The sequence below is a fragment of the Methylobacterium litchii genome, assembly GCF_038442315.1.
Classification (GTDB): Bacteria; Pseudomonadota; Alphaproteobacteria; order Rhizobiales; family Beijerinckiaceae; genus Methylobacterium; species Methylobacterium litchii.
In genome coordinates this window covers 97,745-119,960 of the sequence record NZ_JBBXMY010000009.1, presented here as the reverse complement: position 1 = coordinate 119,960, position 22,216 = coordinate 97,745, and the positions used below count along the sequence as shown (strand labels likewise).

At 69.3% G+C, this 22,216-nt stretch carries 20 protein-coding genes and 1 pseudogene; 11 read left to right on the top strand and 10 right to left on the bottom strand.

The genetic code is table 11. From position 1 onward, the window contains the following. Positions 1 to 4: 4 nt before the first annotated feature. Together AAHF99_RS17080 and AAHF99_RS17075 are read right to left on the bottom strand one after the other, a co-directional pair. A complete protein-coding gene (locus tag AAHF99_RS17080; RefSeq protein WP_342165714.1) occupies positions 5 to 955 on the bottom strand; it encodes a D-2-hydroxyacid dehydrogenase family protein in 951 nt (316 codons plus the stop codon). 9 nt (positions 956 to 964) lie between these two features. Continuing rightward, positions 965 to 2,599, bottom strand: coding sequence for a dihydroxyacetone kinase subunit DhaK (locus AAHF99_RS17075; protein WP_342165713.1), 1,635 nt, complete (start codon positions 2,597 to 2,599; stop codon positions 965 to 967). Between the two features lie 230 nt (positions 2,600 to 2,829). On the opposite strand from AAHF99_RS17075, the gene AAHF99_RS17070 reads away from it, so the two are divergent. From AAHF99_RS17070 to AAHF99_RS17055, 4 genes are read left to right on the top strand one after another with little or no spacing between them, the layout of a single operon-like run. Then, positions 2,830 to 3,846, top strand: a complete 1,017-nt coding sequence (locus tag AAHF99_RS17070; protein WP_342165712.1) for a TRAP transporter substrate-binding protein — start codon at positions 2,830 to 2,832, stop codon at positions 3,844 to 3,846. Positions 3,847 to 3,848: 2 nt separating this feature from the next. After that, positions 3,849 to 5,453: an acyl-CoA synthetase gene (locus AAHF99_RS17065; protein ID WP_342165711.1), complete on the top strand. Its 1,605-nt coding sequence runs from the start codon at positions 3,849 to 3,851 to the stop codon at positions 5,451 to 5,453. Between the two features lie 33 nt (positions 5,454 to 5,486). Continuing rightward, positions 5,487 to 6,857 (top strand): FAD-binding oxidoreductase, encoded by a 1,371-nt coding sequence (locus tag AAHF99_RS17060; protein WP_342165710.1) that lies wholly within the window; start codon positions 5,487 to 5,489, stop codon positions 6,855 to 6,857. 4 nt (positions 6,858 to 6,861) lie between these two features. After that, on the top strand, positions 6,862 to 7,173 hold the full coding sequence (locus tag AAHF99_RS17055; protein WP_342165709.1) for a DUF167 domain-containing protein: 312 nt from the start codon (positions 6,862 to 6,864) through the stop codon (positions 7,171 to 7,173). Here the strand turns inward: AAHF99_RS17055 and AAHF99_RS17050 are convergent. Genes AAHF99_RS17050 through AAHF99_RS17035 form a run of 4 tightly spaced genes read right to left on the bottom strand, consistent with a single transcriptional unit; the run spans position 7,170 to position 9,731 of the window. Then, positions 7,170 to 7,592, bottom strand: coding sequence for a type II toxin-antitoxin system VapC family toxin (locus tag AAHF99_RS17050; RefSeq protein WP_342165708.1), 423 nt, complete (start codon positions 7,590 to 7,592; stop codon positions 7,170 to 7,172). The genes AAHF99_RS17055 and AAHF99_RS17050 overlap by 4 nt on opposite strands. Next, positions 7,589 to 7,819 carry an antitoxin gene (locus tag AAHF99_RS17045; RefSeq protein ID WP_342165707.1) on the bottom strand — a complete coding sequence of 77 codons (231 nt, stop codon included), beginning with the start codon at positions 7,817 to 7,819 and terminating at the stop codon, positions 7,589 to 7,591. The genes AAHF99_RS17050 and AAHF99_RS17045 overlap by 4 nt, the downstream gene beginning before the upstream one ends. Before the next feature lie 56 nt (positions 7,820 to 7,875). Further along, positions 7,876 to 8,805 carry a beta-keto acid cleavage family enzyme gene (locus AAHF99_RS17040; RefSeq protein WP_342165706.1) on the bottom strand — a complete coding sequence of 310 codons (930 nt, stop codon included), beginning with the start codon at positions 8,803 to 8,805 and terminating at the stop codon, positions 7,876 to 7,878. Positions 8,806 to 8,807: 2 nt separating this feature from the next. Further along, entirely contained in the window at positions 8,808 to 9,731 is a 924-nt protein-coding gene (locus AAHF99_RS17035) for a 3-hydroxyacyl-CoA dehydrogenase (protein ID WP_342165822.1), read from the bottom strand. 103 nt (positions 9,732 to 9,834) lie between these two features. Here AAHF99_RS17035 and AAHF99_RS17030 point away from each other — a divergent pair, with 103 nt between their 5' ends. The 3 genes from AAHF99_RS17030 to AAHF99_RS17020 all read left to right on the top strand — a co-directional run bounded on the left by AAHF99_RS17030 (position 9,835) and on the right by AAHF99_RS17020 (position 12,126). Continuing rightward, complete coding sequence (locus AAHF99_RS17030; protein WP_342165705.1) at positions 9,835 to 10,545, top strand: GntR family transcriptional regulator; 711 nt, start codon at positions 9,835 to 9,837, stop codon at positions 10,543 to 10,545. Positions 10,546 to 10,561: 16 nt separating this feature from the next. Continuing rightward, on the top strand, positions 10,562 to 11,329 hold the full coding sequence (locus AAHF99_RS17025; protein WP_342165704.1) for an SDR family oxidoreductase: 768 nt from the start codon (positions 10,562 to 10,564) through the stop codon (positions 11,327 to 11,329). Positions 11,330 to 11,394: 65 nt separating this feature from the next. Beyond that, positions 11,395 to 12,126, top strand: a complete 732-nt coding sequence (locus AAHF99_RS17020; protein ID WP_342165703.1) for a RibD family protein — start codon at positions 11,395 to 11,397, stop codon at positions 12,124 to 12,126. On the opposite strand, the gene AAHF99_RS17015 is transcribed toward AAHF99_RS17020, so the two are convergent. After that, complete coding sequence (locus tag AAHF99_RS17015; RefSeq protein ID WP_342165702.1) at positions 12,101 to 13,108, bottom strand: alpha/beta fold hydrolase; 1,008 nt, start codon at positions 13,106 to 13,108, stop codon at positions 12,101 to 12,103. The genes AAHF99_RS17020 and AAHF99_RS17015 overlap by 26 nt on opposite strands. 110 nt (positions 13,109 to 13,218) lie before the next feature. Continuing rightward, positions 13,219 to 14,277 carry a WcbI family polysaccharide biosynthesis putative acetyltransferase gene (locus tag AAHF99_RS17010; protein ID WP_342165701.1) on the bottom strand — a complete coding sequence of 353 codons (1,059 nt, stop codon included), beginning with the start codon at positions 14,275 to 14,277 and terminating at the stop codon, positions 13,219 to 13,221. Positions 14,278 to 14,552: 275 nt separating this feature from the next. Between AAHF99_RS17010 and AAHF99_RS17005 the strand changes: the two are divergent. After that, positions 14,553 to 16,250: pseudogene (locus AAHF99_RS17005) on the top strand (methyl-accepting chemotaxis protein). Between the two features lie 17 nt (positions 16,251 to 16,267). Here the strand turns inward: AAHF99_RS17005 and AAHF99_RS17000 are convergent. Next, on the bottom strand, positions 16,268 to 18,139 hold the full coding sequence (locus AAHF99_RS17000) for an ABC-F family ATP-binding cassette domain-containing protein (protein ID WP_342165700.1): 1,872 nt from the start codon (positions 18,137 to 18,139) through the stop codon (positions 16,268 to 16,270). A gap of 168 nt (positions 18,140 to 18,307) precedes the next feature. On the opposite strand from AAHF99_RS17000, the gene AAHF99_RS16995 reads away from it, so the two are divergent. After that, complete coding sequence (locus AAHF99_RS16995) at positions 18,308 to 19,360, top strand: HD-GYP domain-containing protein (RefSeq protein WP_342165699.1); 1,053 nt, start codon at positions 18,308 to 18,310, stop codon at positions 19,358 to 19,360. Between the two features lie 4 nt (positions 19,361 to 19,364). Here the strand turns inward: AAHF99_RS16995 and AAHF99_RS16990 are convergent, their stop codons facing one another. Beyond that, positions 19,365 to 20,270 carry a UDP-3-O-acyl-N-acetylglucosamine deacetylase gene (locus tag AAHF99_RS16990; protein WP_342165698.1) on the bottom strand — a complete coding sequence of 302 codons (906 nt, stop codon included), beginning with the start codon at positions 20,268 to 20,270 and terminating at the stop codon, positions 19,365 to 19,367. Between the two features lie 211 nt (positions 20,271 to 20,481). Here AAHF99_RS16990 and AAHF99_RS16985 point away from each other — a divergent pair, with 211 nt between their 5' ends. Together AAHF99_RS16985 and AAHF99_RS16980 are read left to right on the top strand one after the other, a co-directional pair. Then, entirely contained in the window at positions 20,482 to 21,168 is a 687-nt protein-coding gene (locus tag AAHF99_RS16985; RefSeq protein ID WP_243955752.1) for a Crp/Fnr family transcriptional regulator, read from the top strand. A 4-nt stretch (positions 21,169 to 21,172) separates the two neighbouring features. Continuing rightward, positions 21,173 to 22,216 (top strand): ABC transporter ATP-binding protein, encoded by a 1,044-nt coding sequence (locus tag AAHF99_RS16980; protein ID WP_342165697.1) that lies wholly within the window; start codon positions 21,173 to 21,175, stop codon positions 22,214 to 22,216.

The following is a 22,216-nucleotide window of genomic DNA, read 5'->3' as shown; positions in this document are numbered from 1 at the left end:
GGGCTCAGCCGAGTTGCCGGATCGGGCTACCAGCCTGCCACGCCGCGATATCCTCGACGGCCTGGGTGAAGAAGCGCGTGTAATTCGCTCGCGAGACGTAGCCGAGATGGGGCAGGGCGAGGACGTTCGGCACGCGGCGGAACGGGCTGTCGGCGGGCAGGGGCTCTGTGTCGAACACGTCGAGCCCGGCGCCCGCGATCCAGCCGTCTTCCAACGCGCGGAGCAGGGCGGCCTGATCCACGAGCCCCGCGCGGGACGTGTTGACGAGGTAGGCGCTCGGCCGCATCCGCCGCAACTCGGCCTCGCCGACGATGCCCCGGCTGCGTTCGCTCAGCACGAGGTGCAGGGTGAGGAAGTCGGCGGCCTCACAGAGCGCGTCCTTGGACGTCGCCAGCGTCGCGCTGGCCGCCGCGGCGCGCTCCGCCGTGAGGTTCGGGCTCCAAGCCAGCACGTTCATGCCGAAGGCCTGCCCCACCCGCGCGACGAGCGCGCCGATCTTGCCGAGGCCGAGGATGCCGAGCGTCGCGCCGGACAGGTCGGCGCCGATGCTGGTCTGCCACCCGCCATCACGGATGTTCGCCACCTCCTCCGGCAGATGCCGGGCGAGGCCGAGGATCAGCGCCCAGGTCAGTTCGGTGGGCGGCGTCGGGCTCGAGTCCGTGCCGCAGACGATCACGCCCCGCGCCTTCGCCGCCGCGAGGTCGATGGAGGCGTTGCGCATCCCGCTGGTGACGAGGAGCTTCAGCTTCGGCAGACGCGCGAGCAGATCCGCCGGAACGGGCGTCCGCTCGCGCATGATCACCAGGATCTCGGCCTCCGCGATCCGCGCCACCAGCGCCTCCCTGTCGCCGATATACTCCGTGATGGTGGAGACATCGACGCCGTCGAGGCGCCCCCACTCGGCAAGGCCGAGGGCAGCGTTCTGGTAATCGTCGAGGATCAGGCAGGAGGGCATCGTCGGCTTTCAGACGAGGGCGGAAAAGGCGATGGCGATGGCCGCCGCGCCGGGATCCTCGACGCCCTGCAGGTCGCCCGCCGCGAGGTAGCTCGACCTGCCGGTCGCAGCGCGGCTCATGCCGGCGGTGGCGCGGGCGCCCTCACGGGCAGCCGAGGCCGCGCCGGTGAGATCGCCCGATCTGAGCGCTTCGACGGCGGGGATCAGGGCATCGAGCATGGTGCGGTCGCCGGGATTGGCGCCGCCATAGGCCCGCACCCGCGCGACGCCTTCCGCCAGGGCCTCCGGCCAGCCGGCTCCGTCCGCGAGGGACGCGCCGGCGGCAGCGAAGAAGATCGAGGCGAGAACGCCGCTCGACCCGCCGGCCGCCCGGCCGATCCGCTCGGCCAGCGCGCGGGCGAGGGCAGACGGATCGGCTTGCGGCAGCCGGTCGAGATCGGCCAGTACGGCGCGGGCGGCGCCCGCGAACGTGGTGCCGGTGTCGCCGTCGCCGACTTTGGCGTCGAGGGCGTTGAGGTCGGCTTCGGCCGCAATCAGCGCCTTCGCCACCGCCGCGATGCGCCCGGCGGCGAGGACATCCTGAGAGGGCGTGAAGCGCTCGCCTTCGAGACCGCCGGGAAGCGGCTTCACCACGGGCGCCGTCACCGTCACCGCCGCCGGCCACGACGGCACGGGCACCAGGGCGAGCAAGGCCTCTTCCATCGTCCCGTCGAGGGGAAGGACGCTCAGCGAGGCACCGTGCATGTCGAGCGCGGTCATGGCCGGCGCAGGCCCTAGCAGCAGCCGCACCCGCTTGCCGAGATCGGTCGCGAGCACGGCGCGGGTCAGGACCTGCATTTCAAGCGCGGTCGTCGCGCCGAGATTGTTGAGGAAGAGCGCCAGCGGCGCATCCCCCGGCAGCGTCGGCGCGAGGCGCTCGGCCATGATCCGCGCCAGTTCGGAGGCCTGCGGCAGGGCAAGGCGCTCGACCCCCGGCTCGCCATGGATGCCGAGCCCGAGTTCCGCCTGCCCCTCCGCCATGCGCTCGGCCCGGTGCGAGCCGGGAATGGTCGCGGTGGAGACGGCGATGCCGAGCGACCGCGCGACCGACGCCGCCTTGCGTGCCCGCTCCGCGACCTCCGCGAGGGGCAATCCGGCGGCGGCGGCATGGCCCGCTACCTTGTGGACGAACAATGTGCCGGCGATGCCGCGCGGCTGCTTGGCCTCCGGCAGGGCGATGTCGTCGGCCACCAGCACCGTCTCGACGGCGATACCGAGGCCCCGCGCCCGCTCGGCGGCGAGGCCGAAATTGAGCCGGTCGCCCGCGTAGTTCTTTACCACCACGAGGCAGCCCGCTGGGCCGCTCACCGCGAAGATGCCCGCCAGCACCGCATCGGCCGAGGGCGAGGCGAAGACATCGCCGCAGACCGCCGCGTCGAGCAGCCCTTCGCCGACGAACCCGGCATGGGTGGGCTCATGCCCCGAGCCGCCGCCGGAGATGATGGCGACCTTGTTGGGATCGCGCTCGGCCCGAACCACGACGCGGATATCGGGATAGCCGTCGAGCCGGGCCAGCGCCCCGCCCCGCGCGGCGAGCAGCCCGTCGATGGCGTCGGTGACGAGGCTGTCGCGCGCCTCGATGAAATGCCCGAGCGGTTGCGCCATGACACCCCTCCCCATTGGCCGCGATTCCCCGCGCGGTCCTGAACCGAGGGTGGCGCGATCCGTGCCGGCTGACAACGGCCGTGGGCGCTCGGCGCATCGTCTGTCTTGGCCGTTGACACGACCTCGACCGAAGCTATCGATGACTTCGCATACAAAATCCGCGGGGTTCACCCGTGGGTCACGAGGAAATGCCGGGCTCGTTCGAAGCCCCCACCGGGAAGGCGTTCGCCATGCTTTTCACCCGCCGCCGCATCCTGTCGGCCGGTTCCACCGCTGTGCTCGCCGGAGTCGCCGCGCCCCACGTCGCCCGCGCTCAGCGGGCCGAGTTCACCTACAAATACGCGAACAACCTGCCCGACACGCACCCGATGAACGTGCGCGCTCGGGAGATGGCGGAAGCCCTGCGCGCCGAGAGCGGCGGCCGGTTCGACCTGAAAATCTTCCCGACCAGCCAGCTCGGCTCCGACACCGACACGTTGAGCCAGCTGCGAAACGGCGGCGTCGAGTTCTTCACGATGTCGCCGCTCATCCTCTCGACGCTCGTGCCGAACGCCTCGATCAACGGCATCGGCTACGCCTTCCCCGACTACGACAAGGTCTGGGCGGCGATGGACGGTGAGCTCGGCGCCTGGGTGCGCGGGCAGATCGCCAAGGCAAACCTCATCGCCATGGAGAAGATCTGGGACAACGGCTACCGGCAGACTACCTCGTCCACCAAGCCGATCGCGACGCCCGACGACTTCAAGGCCTTCAAGATCCGCGTGCCGGTGTCGCCGCTCTGGACCTCGATGTTCAAGGCCTTCGATGCCGCGCCGACTTCGATCAACCTGAATGAGACCTACTCCGCCCTTCAGACCAAGATCGTGGAAGGCCAGGAGAACCCGCTGGCGGTGATCTCCACCACCAAGTTCTACGAGGTGCAGAAGTACTGCTCGCTCACGAACCACATGTGGGACGGATACTGGTTCCTGGCCAACCGCCGCGCCTTCGAGAAGCTGCCGCCGGACCTGCGCGAAATGGTGGCCAAGCACATCAACGCCGCCGGCATGAAGGAGCGCGAGGATGTCGCCAAGCTCAATGCCAACCTTCAGGACGAGCTGACCAAGAACGGTCTCGCCTTCAACAAGCCCGACCCGGCGCCCTTCCGCGACAAGCTGCGCAAGGCTGGCTTCTACACCGAGTGGAAGGGCCGCTACGGCGAAGAGGGCTGGTCGATCCTCGAGAAGTACACGGGGAAGCTCGCCTAGTGGTGGCCACCGCGCCGCGCGGCGGGGTCGCCCCCTGCACGCGGCGGGTGATGAACCTCGCCCATGTCCTGCGCAAGAACGGCCGTCGCCTGCGCGACGGCCTCGGTCTCGTCCAGGCCGAACGCCGCTGGACATGGGCGGACCTCGATTCCCGCGTCGATGCCATGGCCGCCGCGCTCACGCAGCGCGGGGTGGTGAAGGGCGACCGGGTGCTGGTGCAGTCGCGCAACTGCCACCAGTTGTTCGAATCGATGTTCGTCTGCTTCCGGCTCGGCGCCGTCTGGGTGCCGACGAACTACCGGCAGACGCCGGCCGAGGTCGCCTATCTCGCCAAGGCGAGCGGCGCCCGCGCGATGATTTGCGGCTGCGTCTTCCCCGACCACGCCGCCGCGATCCGGGCCGAGTGCCCCGCCATCGACATCGTGGTCGAGATCGGCGGCGCGACCTTCGGGGAGGATTACGACATCCTCGTCGCGGACCATGCGGGGCGGGCCGCCCCTACGGCGGATGTCGAGCACGACGACCCGTGCTGGTTCTTCTTCACCTCCGGTACGACCGGGCGGCCCAAGGCGGCGGTGCTGACGCATGGCCAGATGGGCTTCGTCATCACCAACCACCTCTGCGACCTGATGCCGGGCACGCAGGAGGGCGACACCTCTCTCGTCGTGGCGCCGCTCTCGCACGGCGCCGGCATTCACCAACTGGCGCAGGCCGCCGCCGGGGCGACGACGGTGCTGACGGCGGGCGATCGACTCGACCCGGCGGAGGTGTGGTCGCTGGTCGAGGAATGGCGCATCACCAACATGTTCACGGTGCCGACCATCGTGAAGCTGCTGACCGAACATCCGTCGGTGGCCCATCACGACCATTCGAGCCTACGCCACGTCATCTATGCCGGTGCGCCGATGTACCGGGAGGACCAGAAGCGAGCGCTGAAGGCCCTCGGGCCGGTGCTGGTGCAGTATTTCGGCCTCGGCGAAGTGACCGGCAACGTCACTGTCCTGCCGCCGCGCCTCCACGCGGCCGAGGACGGGCCGACGGTGAAGGTCGGCACCTGCGGCTTCGAGCGCACAGGCATGCAGGTCGATATCCAGGACACGGACGGCCGCTCCCTCCCGGCGGGGGAGACCGGGGAGATCTGCGTATGCGGGCCGGCGGTGTTCGCGGGCTATTACGACAACCCGAAAGCCAATGCGGAGGCGTTTCGCAATGGCTGGTTCCGCACGGGCGACCTGGGCCATCTCGATGACGAGGGCTTCCTGTTCATCACCGGCCGCGCCTCGGACATGTACATCTCCGGCGGCTCGAACGTGTATCCGCGCGAGACCGAGGAAAAGCTCCTGAAGCACCCGGCCATCGCCGAGGCCGCGATCCTCGGCGTGCCCGACCCGACCTGGGGCGAGGTCGGCGTCGCGGTCTGCGTTCTGCGGCCCGGCGAGGCGGTGGACGAGGCTGCGCTGATCGCATGGCTCTCGGCCGAGGTGGCGCGCTACAAGCTGCCGAAGCGCATCTTCTTCTGGAACGAGTTGCCGAAATCCGGCTACGGCAAGATCACCAAGCGCGCCATCCGCGAAGGGCTCGAAGCCAGAGGTAGCCTTCCGCTGTGACCGTACGCCCCCTCGAACGATAGCTCACGCGCCATGACCCAAGCGTCCGCGATCCTCGACCGCCTTGCCGCCATCGTCGGGCCGAACGGCCTCGTGACGGGCGAGGAATTGCGCAGCCGCCCCGCCACCTGGACCCGCCCCGCCGAGCCCTGCGCCGCCCTCGCGCTGGTGCGCCCTCGCGACACGGAGGAGACCGCCGGCGTGGTGAAGGCCTGCGCGGAGATGGGGGTGAGCATCGTGCCGCGCGGCGGGGCCACCGGCCTCGTGGACGGCATCCTCTGCGAGACCGACCAGATCACCCTCTCCACCGAGCGGATGACCGGCATCGCCCCCGTCGATCCCCTGTCGATGACCGTGGTGGCGGGCAGCGGCGCGACGGTGGAATCGGTGCAGAACGCCGCCCGCGACGCCGGCCTGTTCTTCCCGCTGGATCTCGGCGCGCGGGGCTCGGCCACCGTGGGCGGGACGATCTCCACCAATGCCGGCGGCCTGCGTGTTCTGCGTTACGGCATGATGCGCGAGATGGTGCTGGGGCTCGAAGCCGTGCTGGCAGATGGCACCATCGTGTCGTCCATGCGCCCGCTCATCAAGAACAACACCGGGCTCGATTTGAAGCAATTGTTCCTCGGCACGGAGGGCACGCTCGGCATCGTTACCCGCGCGGTGCTGCGCCTGCGGCCGGAGCCTGCGGGTTATGTCACTGCCCTCGTCGCCTGCCCCGGCGTCGATGACGGCGCCCGGCTGCTGCGGGCCGCGCAATCGGCCTTCCAGGGCCGCGTCTCCTCCTTCGAGGGCCTGTGGCCCGATTTCTACCGGCTGATGACCAAGCCCGGCCGCGCCACCCCGCCGCTCGGGCCGGATTACCCGTTCTACGCCATCATCGAAGTCGAGTGCGTGCCGGAAGAGACGGACCGCTTCATCGACCTCCTCGACCGCCTGATGGGCGAGGGCACGGTGCTCGACGCGGCGCTCGCCTCGTCCGAGGAGCAGCGGCAGGCGATGTGGCGCATCCGCGACCGCGTGGAGAACATGAACGCCGACGGGATCGAGCGCGCCTTCGACGTGAGCGTGCCCCTCGACACGATGAACGGCTATGTCGAGGGCGCCCTGGCGCGGATGGGCGCGATCCCCGGCTGTCGCGCGGTGGTCTATGGCCATATCGGCGACAACAACCTGCATTGGAACACGACCGACCTCGACGCCGCCGGCAACGCGGCCATCGACGCGGCGATCTATGAGCCGCTGGCCGATTTGAACGGCTCGGTTTCGGCCGAACACGGGATCGGCCTGATGAAGCGGGGCAAGCTGAAGCTCTCCCGCTCGCCTGAGGAGATCGCCACGATGCGGCTCGTCAAGCGGGCGCTGGACCCCGACAACCGGCTGAACCCCGGCAAGGTCTTCTGAGGCCATGGCCCGCGCTCCCGCCGAGGCGGACAAGCCCGCGCGCCTCGTGGTCAGGCTCACCCCGCGCGGCGGTCGCGACACCATCGACGGCTGGATGCGCGACGCGGACGGCGCGCCCTGCCTGAAGGTCCGCGTCTCGGCGCCGCCGGTCGAGGGCGCGGCGAACGAGGCGCTGGAGAAGCTCATCGCGAGCACACTGAACGTGCCCGGCCGCGCCGTGAAGGTCGTCGCCGGCCATCAGGCGCGGGTGAAGCGGTTGGAGATCGTGGGGGTAGGGGAGGCAGACCTGACGCGGGTGTTTGGCGTGGTGCCTTAACGGTCGCGCGGATCGAGCCAATTCTCCACCGCGAGGCCCAGCACGCGCTCGAACTCGCCGACATTCGCCGTCACCAGACACAGGTCGAGGGCACGGCTCTGGGCTGCGATCAGCAGGTCGTTCGGGCCTATCGGCGTCCCCTGGCGGTCCAGATGGACGCGGATCTCGGCATAGTGCCGATCCACGGGATCGCCGAGAGCGCGGATGGGGATGGTCTTCAGCACGGCATCGGCGCGTTCCGCCAGGAGCGCGGAGCCTTTCTTCGCGACGCCGTAGCGGATTTCGGCCGCCACCACGACGCTCGTGCACACGACGGCGCCGAACTTGTCGAGCTTCGCGGACACCACGCTGGTCCGGCCGCGATTAATCAGATCGGACAGGATGTTCGTGTCGAGAAGGTAATGCGGCGCGACGCTCACAGCGTCACGTCCTCGATATCGAGTTCCGGGATGTCATCGAGGATATCGCCGGGCGGCAGTGGATCGAGAGATGCGATGAGGGCAGCCAAGTGAAGCCTGGGGCGGATCACGAGGCTGCCATCCGTCTGGCGCTCGATCGTGACCTCGCTGCCCGGCAGCTCGAATTCCTTCGGGATGCGAACGGCTTGGCTGCGATTGTTCATGAACAAGCTTGCGACGCGTTCCATGTCTCACCCCGGCATATGCTTTGACATATGCCGGGGCCTCTCACGAAGCAAGATTCTTAGAAGCCCACGTTGTCCCCGCCCTTCAGCGACAGCATCTCCCGCGCCTCGTCGGGTGTGGCGATGGAGAGGCCGAGCCCTTCGATGATGCTGCGCACCCGGCGGACCTGGGCGGCGTTGGTCTCGGCGAGCTTGCCGGGGCCGTCCCAGAGGCTGTCCTCCAGGCCGACGCGGACGTTCCCGCCCATCGCGGCGGCCATGGCGGCAATGGTCATCTGGTTGCGGCCCGCGCCCAGCACCGACCACCGGTACTGGTCTCCGAACAGCCGGTCGGCGGTGCGCTTCATGTGCATCACGTCGTCCGGGTGGGCGCCGATGCCGCCCTGAAGGCCGAACACCGTCTGGATGAAGAGCGGCGCCTGAACAAGGCCACGGTCGAAAAAGTATTTGAGATTATAGAGATGCGCGGTGTCGTAGCATTCGAACTCGAACCGCGTCCCGTTCGGGCCGCAGGTGGTGAGGATGTGCTCGATCTGCCCGAACGTGTTGCGGAAGATGATGTCCTTGTTGCCGAGGTAGTCGCGCTCCCACTGGTGCTTCAGATCCTTGAAGCGGTCGAGCATCCCGAACAGGCCGAAATTCATCGAACCGAGGTTCAGGGAGGCAACCTCCGGCTTGAACGTGGCGGCGGGGCGGACGCGCTCCTCGATGGACATGGTCGGCGCGCCGCCGGTCGTGAGGTTTACGACGCAGTTCGACCGCTGCTTGATGACAGGCAGGAACTTCGCGAACGCTTCCGGGCTCTGGTCAGGGCGACCGTCTTGCGGGTCGCGGGCGTGCAGGTGGATGATGGCCGCGCCCGCTTCCGCCGCGCCGATGGCGGCGTCGGCGATCTCCTCGGGCGACACCGGCAGGTAAGGAGACATGCTCGGCGTGTGGATCGCCCCCGTCACCGCGCAGGTGATGATGACCTTCCGCTGGGTGGCCATGCTCAATCCTTGTGTTGGCTCTTGTGGGCGCGAAGGGCGGCCAGGCGCGCGTCGCGTCGTGTCATCCGCGCCGGCAGATCGGCGGGCGCAGTCCATTGGGCGAGGATCGTCTCGACCGCAGCCGGTTCGTAGACGGCGGGGGCCGGAGGCTCGGCGGCAAGGCGCTTGTAGAAGCCGGTGTAGCGCGCGCAGTAATCCGCGATGCCCCCCGGCGCGTTCAGTTCGATGGTCTCGAACGGACCCATGAAGCTCCAGCGCAGGCCGAGCCCGTCCGCGACGGTGCGGTCAAGATCCTGAGGCGTCACGTAGCCTTCCGAGGCGAGGCGGAAAGCCTCGGCAAGAAGCGCCCCCTGGAGACGGTTGAGGATGAAGCCCTCGACCTCCTTCAGCACGGTGATCGGCGCCTGCCCGATGGCCTCGTAGACGTCCCGCGCCCGTATCAGGGCTGCCGGATCGGTCCAGGGCGCGCCGGAAATCTCCACGAGTGGAATGAGATGCGGCGGGTTTACCGGATGGCCGATGAGGCACCGGCTTCTGCTGGCCAGTTCCTCGGTGAAGAGCGAGCAGCGGATCGCGGAGGAGGACGAGGCGATCACCGTCTCCGGCGGCGCGAGGGCGTCCATCTCGGCGAAGAGAGCGCGCTTCACCTCCGCCACCTCAGGCCCGTTCTCCTGCACGAAGGTGCAGCCGGACAGGGCGTCGGCGAGGCTCGGCACCGCGCGAATACGGCCGGCGGCGCCCTCGGGCTCGTCGCAGAGACCGTGGGCTGTGAGCGTCCGCAAACCCTCGGCGCAGAGCGGTACCGCCCCGTCGGCGACGCCCTCCGCCTTGTCGAACAGGCGCACATCCCAGCCGGCGCGGGCGAAGATCATCCCCCAGGATCGGCCGATCAGGCCAGCGCCGACGATGGCGACGGTTTCGGTCAGAGCCACAACGCGTTCCGCTCCAAGTCTCGATCCTCTCGCAGCCGCCTGAACTGTGATCACACATCACTAGCGTGATAGTGCAGCTTTCGTCTAGGGTCGGCACATGAGTTCACCCAGCGCCCTCGCGGATCTGCCGTTGATCGAGCAGCGCACCCTTGCGGACACCGCCTACGACGCCTTGTGCGATCTCTTGGCCTCCGGCCGCCTCGCGCCCGGCGACAAGCTCTCGCTGCGCCAGACGGCGGCGGCGCTCGGGGTGTCGGTGATGCCGGTGCGCGAGGCCGTGAGCCGGTTGGCCTCGGACGGCGCCCTGGAGGTCGCGCCGAACCGCGCCCTGCGGGTCCCGATCCTTAGCGCCAGCGCGTTCCGCGAACTGGCCGAAACGCGCATGGCTGTGGAGGGCATGGCCGCGTCGCGGGCCGCGATGCGACGCAGCGGCGAGGAACTGGCGACGATCCGCCGGGCGGAGGCGTCCTTCCGCACTTTGGCGGAAACGGCCGAGCCCGATGGTGCCCGTGCGGTGGCGCTGAACCGCGATCTGCATTTCGCGATCTATGCCGCCTGCGGTCTGCAACCGCTCCGGGAGATCATAGCCCGCCTGTGGCTGAAGGCCGGGCCGGTGCTGAACCTCGATCTGCGGGCCCATCCCGAGCGGCTACGGCAGGGTTTCGCCGTCCGCCGCCACGCCGAAGCGCTCGCCGCCATCGAGGCGCGGGACGGCCCTGCGGCGGAAGCCGCCATCGCGGCCGATATCGGCGACGCGGCGGATTTCATCCTGTCGCGCGGCGCCCTGCCGGCCACCGACACCCCCTGAATCGAGAGGACGCATCATGGACCTCGGCATCAACGGCTTGCGCGTGCTGGTCACGGCGGGCGCCAACGGCATCGGGCGGGCCATCGTCGAGGCCTTCCTAGACGAGGGCGCGCGGGTCTTCACCTGCGATGTCGATGAAGCCGCCCTCGCCGGCCTGCCGACGGACGTGGGTCGCTGCCGCACCGATGTGGGCGAGCGCGATCAGGTCGCCGCGATGATGGAGGCGGCGGTCGCCGACCTCGGCGGGCTCGACGTGCTCGTGAACAACGCGGGCATCGCCGGGCCGACCGGCCGCGTCGAGGACATCGCCCCGGAGGAATGGGACCGCTGCCTGACGGTGTGCCTGACGAGCCAGTTCAACTGCGCCCGCCTCGCGGTGCCCTACCTGCGGGCGAGCGACAACGCCTCCATCGTCAACCTGTCCTCGGCGGCCGGCAAATTCGGCTTCGCCCTGCGCAGCCCCTACGCGGCGGCGAAGTGGGGGGTGATCGGCTTCACGAAGTCGCTCGCCATCGAACTCGGCGAGGCGGGCATTCGCGTGAACGCGATCCTGCCCGGCCTCGTGGCGGGGGATCGGCAGCGACGCGTGCTCGAGGCCAAGGCGCAGCAGCAGGGCACGAGCTTCGCGGACATGGAGGCGCGGGCCTTCTCCTTCGTGTCGATGAAGGAATACGTCACCGCGCGGCAGCTCGCCGACCAGATCCTGCTGCTCGCCTCGCACCGGGGGCGCACGATCTCGGGGCAGGCCATCGCCATCGACGGCGACACGCGAATGCTCTCCTGATCCGCGCCGGAACCAATGGCGTCGCCGGAGCGATACCGGCTCTCGCGACGCGACCCGAGCCGATCATGGACAATCCCCACCCCGACCGCCCCTACGTCCTCTGCCACATGACGAGTTCCGTCGATGGGCGGATCAAGGTCCGCCGCTGGCTGGCCGATGCCGATCGGCATTACGAGCGCATCCATGCCGAACTCGGCGGCGATGCCTGGATGTGCGGGCGCATCACCATGCAGGGCTATGCCGACAGCGCCGACCCGCTGCCGCAGGCCCCCGCCGACGACGGCGTGCCGGTGCTGCGCGAGGACCATGTCGCGACGCGCGACGCGAAGGGCTACGCCATCGCCCTCGACGCGCGCGGCCGGCTCGATTGGGGTGCCCGCAACGACATCACCGGGGACCACGTGGTCGTGGTGCTGACGGAATCGGTGCCCGACGAGCACCTGCGTGCGCTCAAGGCCGGCGGCCAATCCTACCTGTTCGCCGGGGAGCGCGACGTCGATTTCGCGCTGGCGGTGCGCAAGCTGAAGGCGCTGTTTGGCATCGAGCGCCTGCTGGTCGAGGGCGGCGGGCATATCAATGGCTCGATGCTGCAAGCCGGGGTGATCGACGAACTCAGCCTGCTCCTGGCGCCGGCCGTCGATGGCGTCTCCGGGACGCCGGCCGTGTTCGACTTCCGCGGCGAGGAATCCGACTCGATGGGCAAGCGCCGCAAGCTCGATCTGCAATCCTGCGAGCCGCTCGACGACGGCACCGTCTGGCTGCGCTACCGCATCACCCCTGTCGGGGAGGAAGCCTGATCGCCCCGAGGAAGCTGTCGTAATAGGCCGTCACGGCGCGCAGCCGCTCGAATTGCGGCAGCGCGCCGGTCGGCACCGTATCGATCCGCCAGTTGCGCCGGTCGGCGAAGCGCGGGGCGAGGCGGTAATCCACGAAGTCGCCGCGCTGGCCGTGGATCATCCACACCGGCAGGCGGAGGCGGTCGTAGAGCAGCGTCGAGTCGGTCCGGAACAGGTGCCCGGCGATGAAACAGTACGGCGCGTGCTCCGCCCCCGGCTGGTGGGCCGTGGCGTAGGCGTAATCGAGCAGCCCCTCGTCGATCTTCGTCGCGCCGAAGGTCTTCTCCAGGAAGAAGCGGATGCTCACCCGGCTCGCCAGCGCCCCGAACAGGGCAGGGCCGACCAGGGGCCGATCGAGCAGACCACGCACGATGTCCCGCCCGCGATGCCCGTCCGGCGGCCCCTCGCCGGAGAGACGCCCGTCGAAGCCCGTGGGGCTGATGAGGCCGAGGGTGGCGTAGTCCGCCGGCCGGGCGAGGCAAGCTTTGGCGAGGTACGCGCAGGAGAGCGAGATCGCCATGGCATCGACCGGGTCGCCGCCATGCCGGGCGCGGATCTGCGCCGTGACGGCGTGGATCGCCTCGGCCATGAGGCGCGGCGTGTAGCGGCGCCGGCTGCGCTCGGAGAAGCCGAAGCCCGGCAGGTCGAGAGCGTAGACGGGCCGCGTCTCGCGGTAATGCAGGTAGAGGGGTCGGGTCTCGTAGGCGCTGCCGGCGGCGTTGATCGAGTGGATCAGCAGGAGCGGGCGTCCGCTCCCCTCCGGCGAGGCGTAATAGGAGATCGACCCGACCTGCTGGTCCGCCACGCTCTCGCGCGTCCCCGGCAGGGCGGCGGGCAGGGGATCGGCCGTCTCGCTGCGGAAATGGCGCGCGAGGGCGAGCGTGCCGGCCGAGGCCGCGAGGGTGAGGAGTGTGCGCCCGGACGGGCGAGCGAGGGAGCACATCACAGCGGGAAGGGGTCGGGTGTGGGCCAGCCCGTCAACGCGGGTTCGGGCCGAAGGTGCCAAGTCGTCGCAACTTACAATCCCGCGCAGGGGCGACCAAGGCGTCGGCGCTACCCTGCGACGATGGACCCCGCCAGGGCGCGTGCCCCGCGCCGTGACGCGAGCGGCGCCTCCTCCCGGTGCCCGGCCGCATGGCGCAGGAACTCGACCGTGGCCGCATCCCCCCGCCAGGCCTGGACGCGCTGGCTCACCAGAACCTCCTTCGGCCGGTTGTCGTAATAGGCGTAGGCGGCGGCGACATAGGCGGCGCGGGTCATGGTGCGGGCGGGGCCGGAGCGGGGCGTCTCGGCCTTGAAGAACAGGGCGCTCCCCGGCACCCCGTAATGCTGCGCGATCTCGGGATAGACCGGCCAGCTACCCATGCCGCCGAGGTCGTCGGGCAGGAACGCGTCGAGGTCGCATTCCTCGAAGGCGATGCCGGCCTTGCCGAGCAGCCCCCGCGCGATGTCGCTCATCACGTAGAGCTTCGGGTGGTTGGTCGAGTGCATGAAGCAGCCACGCCGCGCCCAGCGGGTGAGATGGCCGTCGAGGTCGTAGCCCGCCTCGCTGCCGAGCCGGCGCAGGCTCGCCACGGCCTCGTCCCAGAACTCGTAGTAGCCGAGGCGTTCGAACACCGCTTCGTCATACAGCCGCAGGGCCTGGGCCTGCGTGAAGCCGGCGAGGTAGGCGAAGAGCGTCACCGCCGAGTGCGAATGCCCCATCGGGCCGGAGATCAGCCCGCGCAGGGTCGCGTGGTCCTGCACGCCGACGGACACCACGTCCGGGTGATACGCCGCGAAGGCGACGGTGGGGATGACGTGAACGTTCGGCCGGGCCCGCAGGTCGAGGATCGTCCCGCCGTCGCGAAAGGGCGGGAGATAGATGTTGGTGAAGACGGCATCGTAGCGGTCGGCCCGCGCGATCACGTCCGCGAGGCGGCGAAACCGGCGTCCGAGGGTGAAGACGGAGAGGAAATCCACCTGCGCGTCGGGCAGGAGGTAGCGCATGGCCCGCGCCACCGTGCCGGCTTGGCAGACGCCGAGGACGAGCAGGCGCGGGTTCCGCGCCCGAGACTTGCCGACTTGCGACAGCCAGTATTGGGCACGCCGGACTGCATCGAGGGTGGACATGGCGCCGTCCATCGCATGTCCCCGTACCGGCGGCAAACTCCGTGGGGCTTCATGCAACCGCCAGTAGATGCACCTAATGGCTACTGTTTATGCTTGCGGTCATGATTGATTATCTAGAGAAAAGCAAACGCATATAGGCAAAAAGATTGATTTTCTGCCGTGCTAAAAGCGGCTCCGGGATTGCTTCGATCAGGTTTTCTGAAAGGATTTGCGCGAGCCTTGGGCCTGTCGCTCCACCGCACGGGGCGGCCGGTTCTCGGCTTGGGATGGCCTCGATGAATTTCTTCCGCGACACCCGCCTGATGGTCAAGGCGGCAATTCCACAGATCGTCCTCGCCCTTCTTGCGGGCGGATTGGTGCTCTATGCGCGCACCACACTCATCAATCTGTCCGAGGACATCCGGGTCATCACGGACGTTCAGGCTGTTCGCCTGGAATACATTCTCAAGCTCAATATTGAGACGAACGAGGCCTCGGTCGTCGTCCGCAACATGATCATCGAAAAGCGCGACGACAAAATGGAAGGCTACCGGGTGCGCTACGACACGGCCTTCGCCGCTTCGCGGATCGCCCTCGACAGCCTGAACAAGCTCGCCGACACCGCCGAGCGCCACGCGGCCAACGAAAGCCTGGCCCAGAACCTCACCGAGTTGATGACCCTGCTGAACCGCGCCGTCGAGCTCCGGTTGAAGGGCGACGTCGAGGGTGCGACCAAGGTGGCGATGTTCGATGCCTCGCCAGTCCGGTTGAAGCTTCGGGACATGGTCCAGGCCCGCACCGCGACCCTCAAGAAGGAGTTCGAGGCGCTTCGGGAGGCGACCGCGCAATCCGAGAGCCGCGCGGAGTTCATCCTGATCGGCTCCGCCCTGGTGGGGTTCGTCATGGCGATCGGACTGTCCTTCACCATCGTGATCTTCGGCATCAACCGACCACTGAGCAGCCTCGTGTCGGTGCTCCAGCGCATGGCGAAGGGTGACATCGACGCGCAGATCGCCGAGGCGCAGCGCGGCGACGAGATCGGCGCCGTCGGCAAGGCGGTGGAAGCCATCAAGGAGATGGTCGCGCGCAAGGCTCTTGAGCAGGCCGAGATGCAGCGTTTGGCCGACGAGGCCGCTGCCACCGAGCGTCGGCGCACGATGGTGGAACTGGCGGACGGGTTCGAGACCGCCGTGGGGGGCATCGTCGGGATGGTGTCCTCCTCCGCGACGGAGCTTCAGGCGACCGCCCAGCAGATGAGTTCGGCCGCCGCCGAGACGGCCGCGCAATCGACCACCGTCGCCGCCGCCGCCGAGGAGGCCGCCTCCAACGTCAGCACGGTCGCGGCGGCGGCGGAGGAGTTGGGCACCTCGGTGCAGGAGATCGGCCGGCAGGTGCAGGGCTCGGCCGGGCTCGCCGAACTGGCCATGACCGAGGCCGACCAGACCGCCGCCCTCGTGCAGGCCCTGCGCGAGACCTAGACGCGGATCGGCGACATGGTGGGGATGATCTCCAACATCGCGTCGCAGACCAACCTGCTCGCCCTCAACGCCACCATCGAGGCCGCCCGAGCGGGCGATGCGGGGCGCGGCTTCGCGGTGGTCGCGGCCGAGGTGAAGGAACTCGCCAACCAGACCAGCCGGGCGACCGAGGAGATCGCCGGGCAGATCGGTGAGGTTCAGGGCGTCACCGACCGGGCCATCACCGCCATCGGCGCGATCACCGGCCGGATCCGCGAGATCAACACGGTGGCGACCTCCATCGCCGCTGCCGTGGAGGAGCAGGGCGCGGCGACGCAGGAAATCGTCCGCAACGTCGCGCAGGCTTCGTCGGGCACGAGCGAGGTGACGAGCAACATCGTCGGCGTCGCCCGCGCCTCCGAGGACACGGGCACCGCCGCGACGCATGTGCTGGCGGCCTCGGGCGAGTTGTCCCGCCAGTCCGAGCACCTGACGGAGGAAGTCGCCCGCTTCCTCAGGACCGTGCGTGCCGCGTGAGTGGGGGAGGCGGCCCGTCAGGCCAGGGCCGCCTCGATCTCACCGGACAGTTCGAGCCATTCCTCTTCCGCCGTCGCGAGGGCACTCGCGGCGTCGGCGCGCATCTTGGCGATCTCGCCGGCCTTCGCCGCGTTTTCGCGGAAGGCCGAGCCGTCCTCCAGGGCGGCGTCGATCTTCTGGATGGCGGCAGTGAGCTTCGCCATCCGCGCCTCCACCCCTTCGAGGCGCTTGCGCAGGGGCGCCAGGGCCGCCCGCTTCTCCACGCCCGCCCGCCGGGCCTCCGCCTTCTGCCCCCCGGCGGCGTCGGCCGCGCGCTCGCCCTCGCGCTCCGGCCCCGCCAGCACGAGGCGGCGGTAATCGTCCATGTCGCCGTCGAAGGTCTTCACCGTGCCGTCCGTGACGAGCCACAACCGGTCGGCGCAGGCCTCGATGAGGAAGCGGTCGTGACTCACGAGGATCACGGCACCCTCGTAATCGTTGATCGCCTCCACGAGGGCCTGACGGCTCTCGATGTCGAGGTGGTTGGTCGGCTCGTCGAGGATCAGCAGGTGCGGCCCGTGGAAGGCCGCGAGCCCCATCAGCAGACGGGCCTTCTCACCACCGGACAGCTTCTCGACCGGCGTATCCGCCTTAGAGGCTCCGAAGCCGAGGCGGGCGGTCGCGGAGCGTACCTTCGCCTCCGGCACGTCCGGCATCATGGTGCGCACATGGGCGTAGGCGCTCTCGGCCGGGCGCAACTCGTCGAGCTGGTGCTGGGCGAAATAGGCCACGTCCATCTTGGACGAGCGCTTCATCTCCCCCGCCAGCGGGGGCAGGCGCCCACCGATCAGCTTGCAGAAGGTCGACTTGCCGTTGCCGTTGGCTCCCAGCAGCGCCACCCGGTCGTCCGGCGCGAGGCTGAGGTTGAGCCCGGTGAGCACCACGCGCTCGCCGTAGCCCGCCTTCACCCGATCCATCGCCACGATGGGCGGCGAGAGCGGTTTCTCCGGGCTCGGCAGGTGGATCACCGGCACGTCGTCTTCGAGGAGGGCGGCGATGGGCTCCATCTTGGCGAGCCGCTTCATGCGCGATTGCGCTTGCCGCGCCTTGGTCGCCTTGGCCTTGAACCGGTCGATGAAGCTCTGGAGGTGCGCCCGCTCCACGTCCTGCTTCGCCTTGGCCTTCGCCTGAAGGACCCGCTTCTCGGAGAGTTGCCGCGCAAAGCTCGTATAGCCGCCCCGGTAGATCGAGAGCTTACCCCGGTCGAGATGCAGGATGTGATCGACCGATGTGTCGAGCAGGTCGCGGTCGTGGCTGATGACGATGGCCGTGCGCGGGTAGCGCTCGAGGTAATCGTAGAGCCAGAGCGTTCCCTCGATGTCGAGGTAGTTGGTCGGCTCGTCCAGCAGCAGCAGGTCGGGCTCGGAGAACAAAACCGCCGCCAGGGCCACGCGCATCCGCCAGCCGCCGGAGAAGTCCGCGCACGGCCGGGCTTGCGCCGCCGCGTCGAAGCCGAGGCCGTGCAGGATCGCCGCCGCGCGGGCAGGGGCCGAATGGGCGCCGATATCCACGAGCCGCGTCTCGATCTCGGCCCGGCGCAGGCCGTCCGCGTGCTCGGCCTCCGCCATCAGCGCGGCGCGCTCGGTGTCGGCGGCGAGCACCACCGCGTGGAGGGTTTCCGGCCCGGCCGGCGCCTCCTGCGCCACGGCGCCGATGCGCATGCCCTTCGGCAGGGAGACCGCCTTCGAATCCACCGGCAGGTCGCCCATGATCGCCCGGAACAGGGTCGTCTTGCCGGCGCCGTTACGGCCGACGAGCCCGACATGGGCTCCCTCCGGGATTGTGAAGCTCGCAGCGTCGAGAATCAGGCGCTCGCCGATGCGGTAGGTCAGGTCGTTGACGCGCAGCATCGCGGCGTTCTGGCCGGGCGAAGCCCGCGAGGCAAGGCCCGAGTTTCACCACCGCCTTAACGGTTTGGCATCTTAAGCGCGCAACAGTCTAGCGTAGCTACATTTAGTCAGGTTGCACTTCCGAATTCAGCTTTTAAAAGTTTCATATCGCACAAAGAGAGAGTTTGCGTGGCGAGCCCGATCTTGATTCTCACCGACGACCCCGAGAGTGGAAACCGCCTCGCCCGTGCGGTCGGCGGCGCAACGCTCGTCCGCGACCTGTACGAGGATGGCCCCACGACCACCGCCGCGCGGCTCATCATCGCCGACATCCACCTGCCGCACTCGGATTCGATCAACCGGCTGAAGCGCGCCCTGGCCGGCGCACGCGGGCCGGCGACGCCGCTGCTCTACGTGTTCCACGGCAGCCAAGCGCGCGGTGAGATCCAGGCCGCGATGCTCGGCGCCTCGAAATCCCTCTCCGCCATGTCCGCCGCCGCGCTCCTGGCGAAGACCGTCGAGGCGCTGGCGCCCGCTCCGGTGGTGCCGCTGACGCCCGTGGAGCATGTCGAGGCGGCGCGGGAGGCGTTCGCCTCGATCTTCACCGCGGCTGGTCCAGCGCACGATCTGGTCGATCACGGCACGGAGATCGTCAATCGTGCGATCCTCGACATGAAGGTCGGGAACTGGCTGAGCCTCGTCGCCGCCTTCGATGACGTGACCCACCGGCATTGCCTCACCGTCGCTGGGCTGGCGGCGGCCTTCGCCGCCTCGCTGCATTTCAACCCGGCCGACGCGCACCTCCTCACGAAGGGCGCGCTGCTGCACGACATCGGCAAGGCGCGGATCCCCCTGGAGATCCTGAACAAGCCGGGCCCGCTCACCGTGCCCGAGCGCAAGATCATGGCGCAGCACGCGCAGATCGGCTTCGAGATGCTGGAGGGGAAGGGCTTCAGCGACACCGCGATGCGGGTGGTGCGCTCGCACCACGAGACCCTGGACGGCGCGGGCTATCCCGACGGCCTGCGCGGAGAGGAGATCCCCGACATCGTGCGGCTGGTGACGATCTGCGATATCTTCGCGGCGCTGATCGAACGGCGGACCTACAAGGCGCCGATGGGGGCCCGCACCGCCTACGGGATCATGCTCGACATGACCGACAAGCTCGATATGGACCTGTTGCGCGCCTTCGGCCCCGTGGCCTTCGCCAGCGACCTCGAAGACGTGCAGCTTTCGGCCTGAAGGCTCAGACCAGTTCCCACGCCGTCCGGTCGCGCATCAGCGCGGCGACGAGGGCGTGGTTGAGGTCGTGGCAGGTATGGGAGGCGATGACGAGCCCTTCCACCGGATACCCGATGAGGGCGAGATCGCCCACGATGTCGAGCACTCGGTGGCGGACGAGTTCATCCTCCATGCGCAGGCCCCCGATCACCCGGTCGCGGAACAGGAGCGCCGCCGAGCGCGGCCCGCAGCCCTGGAGCAGCGGCTTGCGCGTCAGGAAGCCGTAGGCCCGCCCCGCCATCACGCGCATGAAGCGGCCGAAGCTCCGCGAGGGGGCGATCTCCTGCTGGAAGCTGTGGGGTGTGATCGCTCCCTGCCAATCGAACGTGCCGAAACGACAGAGTTCGATATGGGCGCAGACTGTCAGGCCGCGTCCCGGGCCGATGGACAGCCGGCGATGCCCGTTCACAATGCTGACCGGGCGCAGGACGCGCAGGACCCGCGTCGACTCGGCCTGCTCGACGCGCGCCGCCCCCGCGATCCCCTCGCACCAGGGGAGGGCGCTCCCGTCGAAGATCGGCATCTCCTCGGCGTCGGTATCGATCAACGCGTTATCGATGCGCAGCGCGTAGAGGGCAGCGAGCAGGTGCTCGACGGTGCGCACGAGGACGCCTTCGGCACGCAGCGCCGTGCAGGCGGGCGCGGTCTCCTGGTGATGCCACAGGGCGGGGATGTCGACGGAGCGCCCGTCCCGAAAGTGCCGACGGAACACGATCCCATGCCCGGCGGGCGCGGGTGACACCCTTACCCGCGCGCTTCGGCCGGTATGCAGGCCGCGTCCGGATCGCTCGAAGGCAGCACCCAGGGTTGCTTGGCACCGTCCCGTCGCCGCGAAGGACGCCGGGGCGGAGAGGTTCGAGACGTTCGGCATCGGGGAAGAGAAGGATAGGCAAGTGGATCCATATGCCGTGATCCACGCCAAAGGAGGAATCACACTGTCGTGGTGGGTTGACCCTGCGCAACGCCCCGGCCACCATCCCGAAGGGCTCGGCGGATCTCGCATCGCGAGGGATCGGGCGGTTTCTTTCCCGGGGACGCCGGCCGGAAGCCGAAGGGGCTGGGGACGGCGAGGTACATCGGTAATGGCGCGCCTGGGGACCATTCCGTTCTTCAAGGATGCGGGCATCGAGCTCGCGACCTTCGAGAACCGCTGCCATTGGCGGCGGTTCGATGAGAACGAGACGCTTGTCGATTTCGACGACATCTCTACCGACGTCTATTTCATCGCCTCGGGCGAGGTGCGTATTCTGAACCGCACGCAGTCCGGCAAGGAAGTCATCCTCGGCGAGATGCGCGGGGGCGCGTTCTTCGGTGAACTCGCCGCCATCGACGGGATCGGCCGCTCGGCCAACGTGACGGCGCTCACGCGCGGCGAGGTCTGCGTCGTGCCCGCCAGCGTGTTCCGCCAGATCGTCTTCGCCTCGGAGGCCATCGCCGACCGGCTGATGCGCCTGCTCGCCAAGCGCGTGCGCGAATTGAACACCCGCCTGATGGAGCACGCGCTGCTCGACCTGCGGCACCGGCTCTACGCGGAGTTGCTGCGCCTCTCGGTGCCCCGCGCCGGGGCCGGTGGCGAGCGGGTGGTGACGCCGCCGCCCTATCACCACGTCCTCGCGGCGCGCATCGGCTGCCGCCGGGAGCAGGTGACGCGGGAATTTACCGCCATGGCGGCCGAGGGCCTCGTGGACCGGACGCGCGGCGCGCTGGTCCTGCGCCGGCCCGATCTGCTGGAGGCGCGGGTCGCCGAGGCCCTGCGCGAGGATTCCTGACCCCTTGGCGGCGCCATCCCTGAGGATCCGGGGCCTCGTCAAATGGTTCGGCACGCATGTCGCGGTCGATGGCGTCGATCTGGACTTGGCGCCGGGGGAGTTCTTCTGCCTGCTCGGTCCCTCGGGCTGCGGGAAGAGCACGCTCCTGCGGATGATCGCTGGGTTCGAGAGCCCGAGCGAAGGCGTCATCGAGGTCGGCGACGCCGACATCACCGCGCTGCCGCCGCATCGGCGGCCGGTGAATATGATGTTTCAGTCCTACGCCCTGTTTCCGCACATGAGCGTCGCGGCGAACATCGCCTACGGGCTGAAGGGGCGGCCGGACGCGAAGGACCGAGTCGCGGAGTTGTTGCGCCTTGTGCGCCTCGACGGCTTCGGCGATCGCCGGCCGGACACGCTCTCCGGCGGACAACGCCAGCGGGTCGCTCTCGCCCGCGCCCTGGCCCGCGAGCCGGGGCTTCTTTTACTGGACGAGCCCCTGGGCGCCCTGGACCGGGGTTTGCGAGAGGAGACGCAAGGGGAGTTGCGCGGCCTGCAACGGCGGCTCGGAACGAGCTTCGTGGTGGTCACGCACGATCCCGAGGAGGCGATGATGCTGGCCGACCGGATCGGGGTGATGGAGCGCGGGCGCCTCGTGCAGGTCGCCAAGCCCGCCGACCTCTACCGCCGCCCGGCGAGCCGCTACGTGGCGGGGCTTCTGGGCGATGTGAACCTCATCCCCGGCCGGCTCGGGCCGGCGGGTCCGGGCGACACGCGCGAGATCGTCACCGCCCATGGCACGCTGACGGCTCAGGCCGGCGATGCCGTGTCGGCCGAATGCGCGGAGGTGGTGGTCGCGGTGCGGCCGGAGAGCCTGATCCTCGGCCAAGGCAGCCTGACCGCCACCGTCGAGGACGAGACCTTCCTCGGCGACCGCATCCGCCGTGTCCTGCGCCTGCCCGACGGAACGCTCCTCCACGCGAGCGGCCCGCCCGGCGGCGGCCCCGAGCGCGGGGCCGCGACGCAGGTCGGCTTCGCCCCGGCGGATGCCGTCATCCTCCCGGCCTGA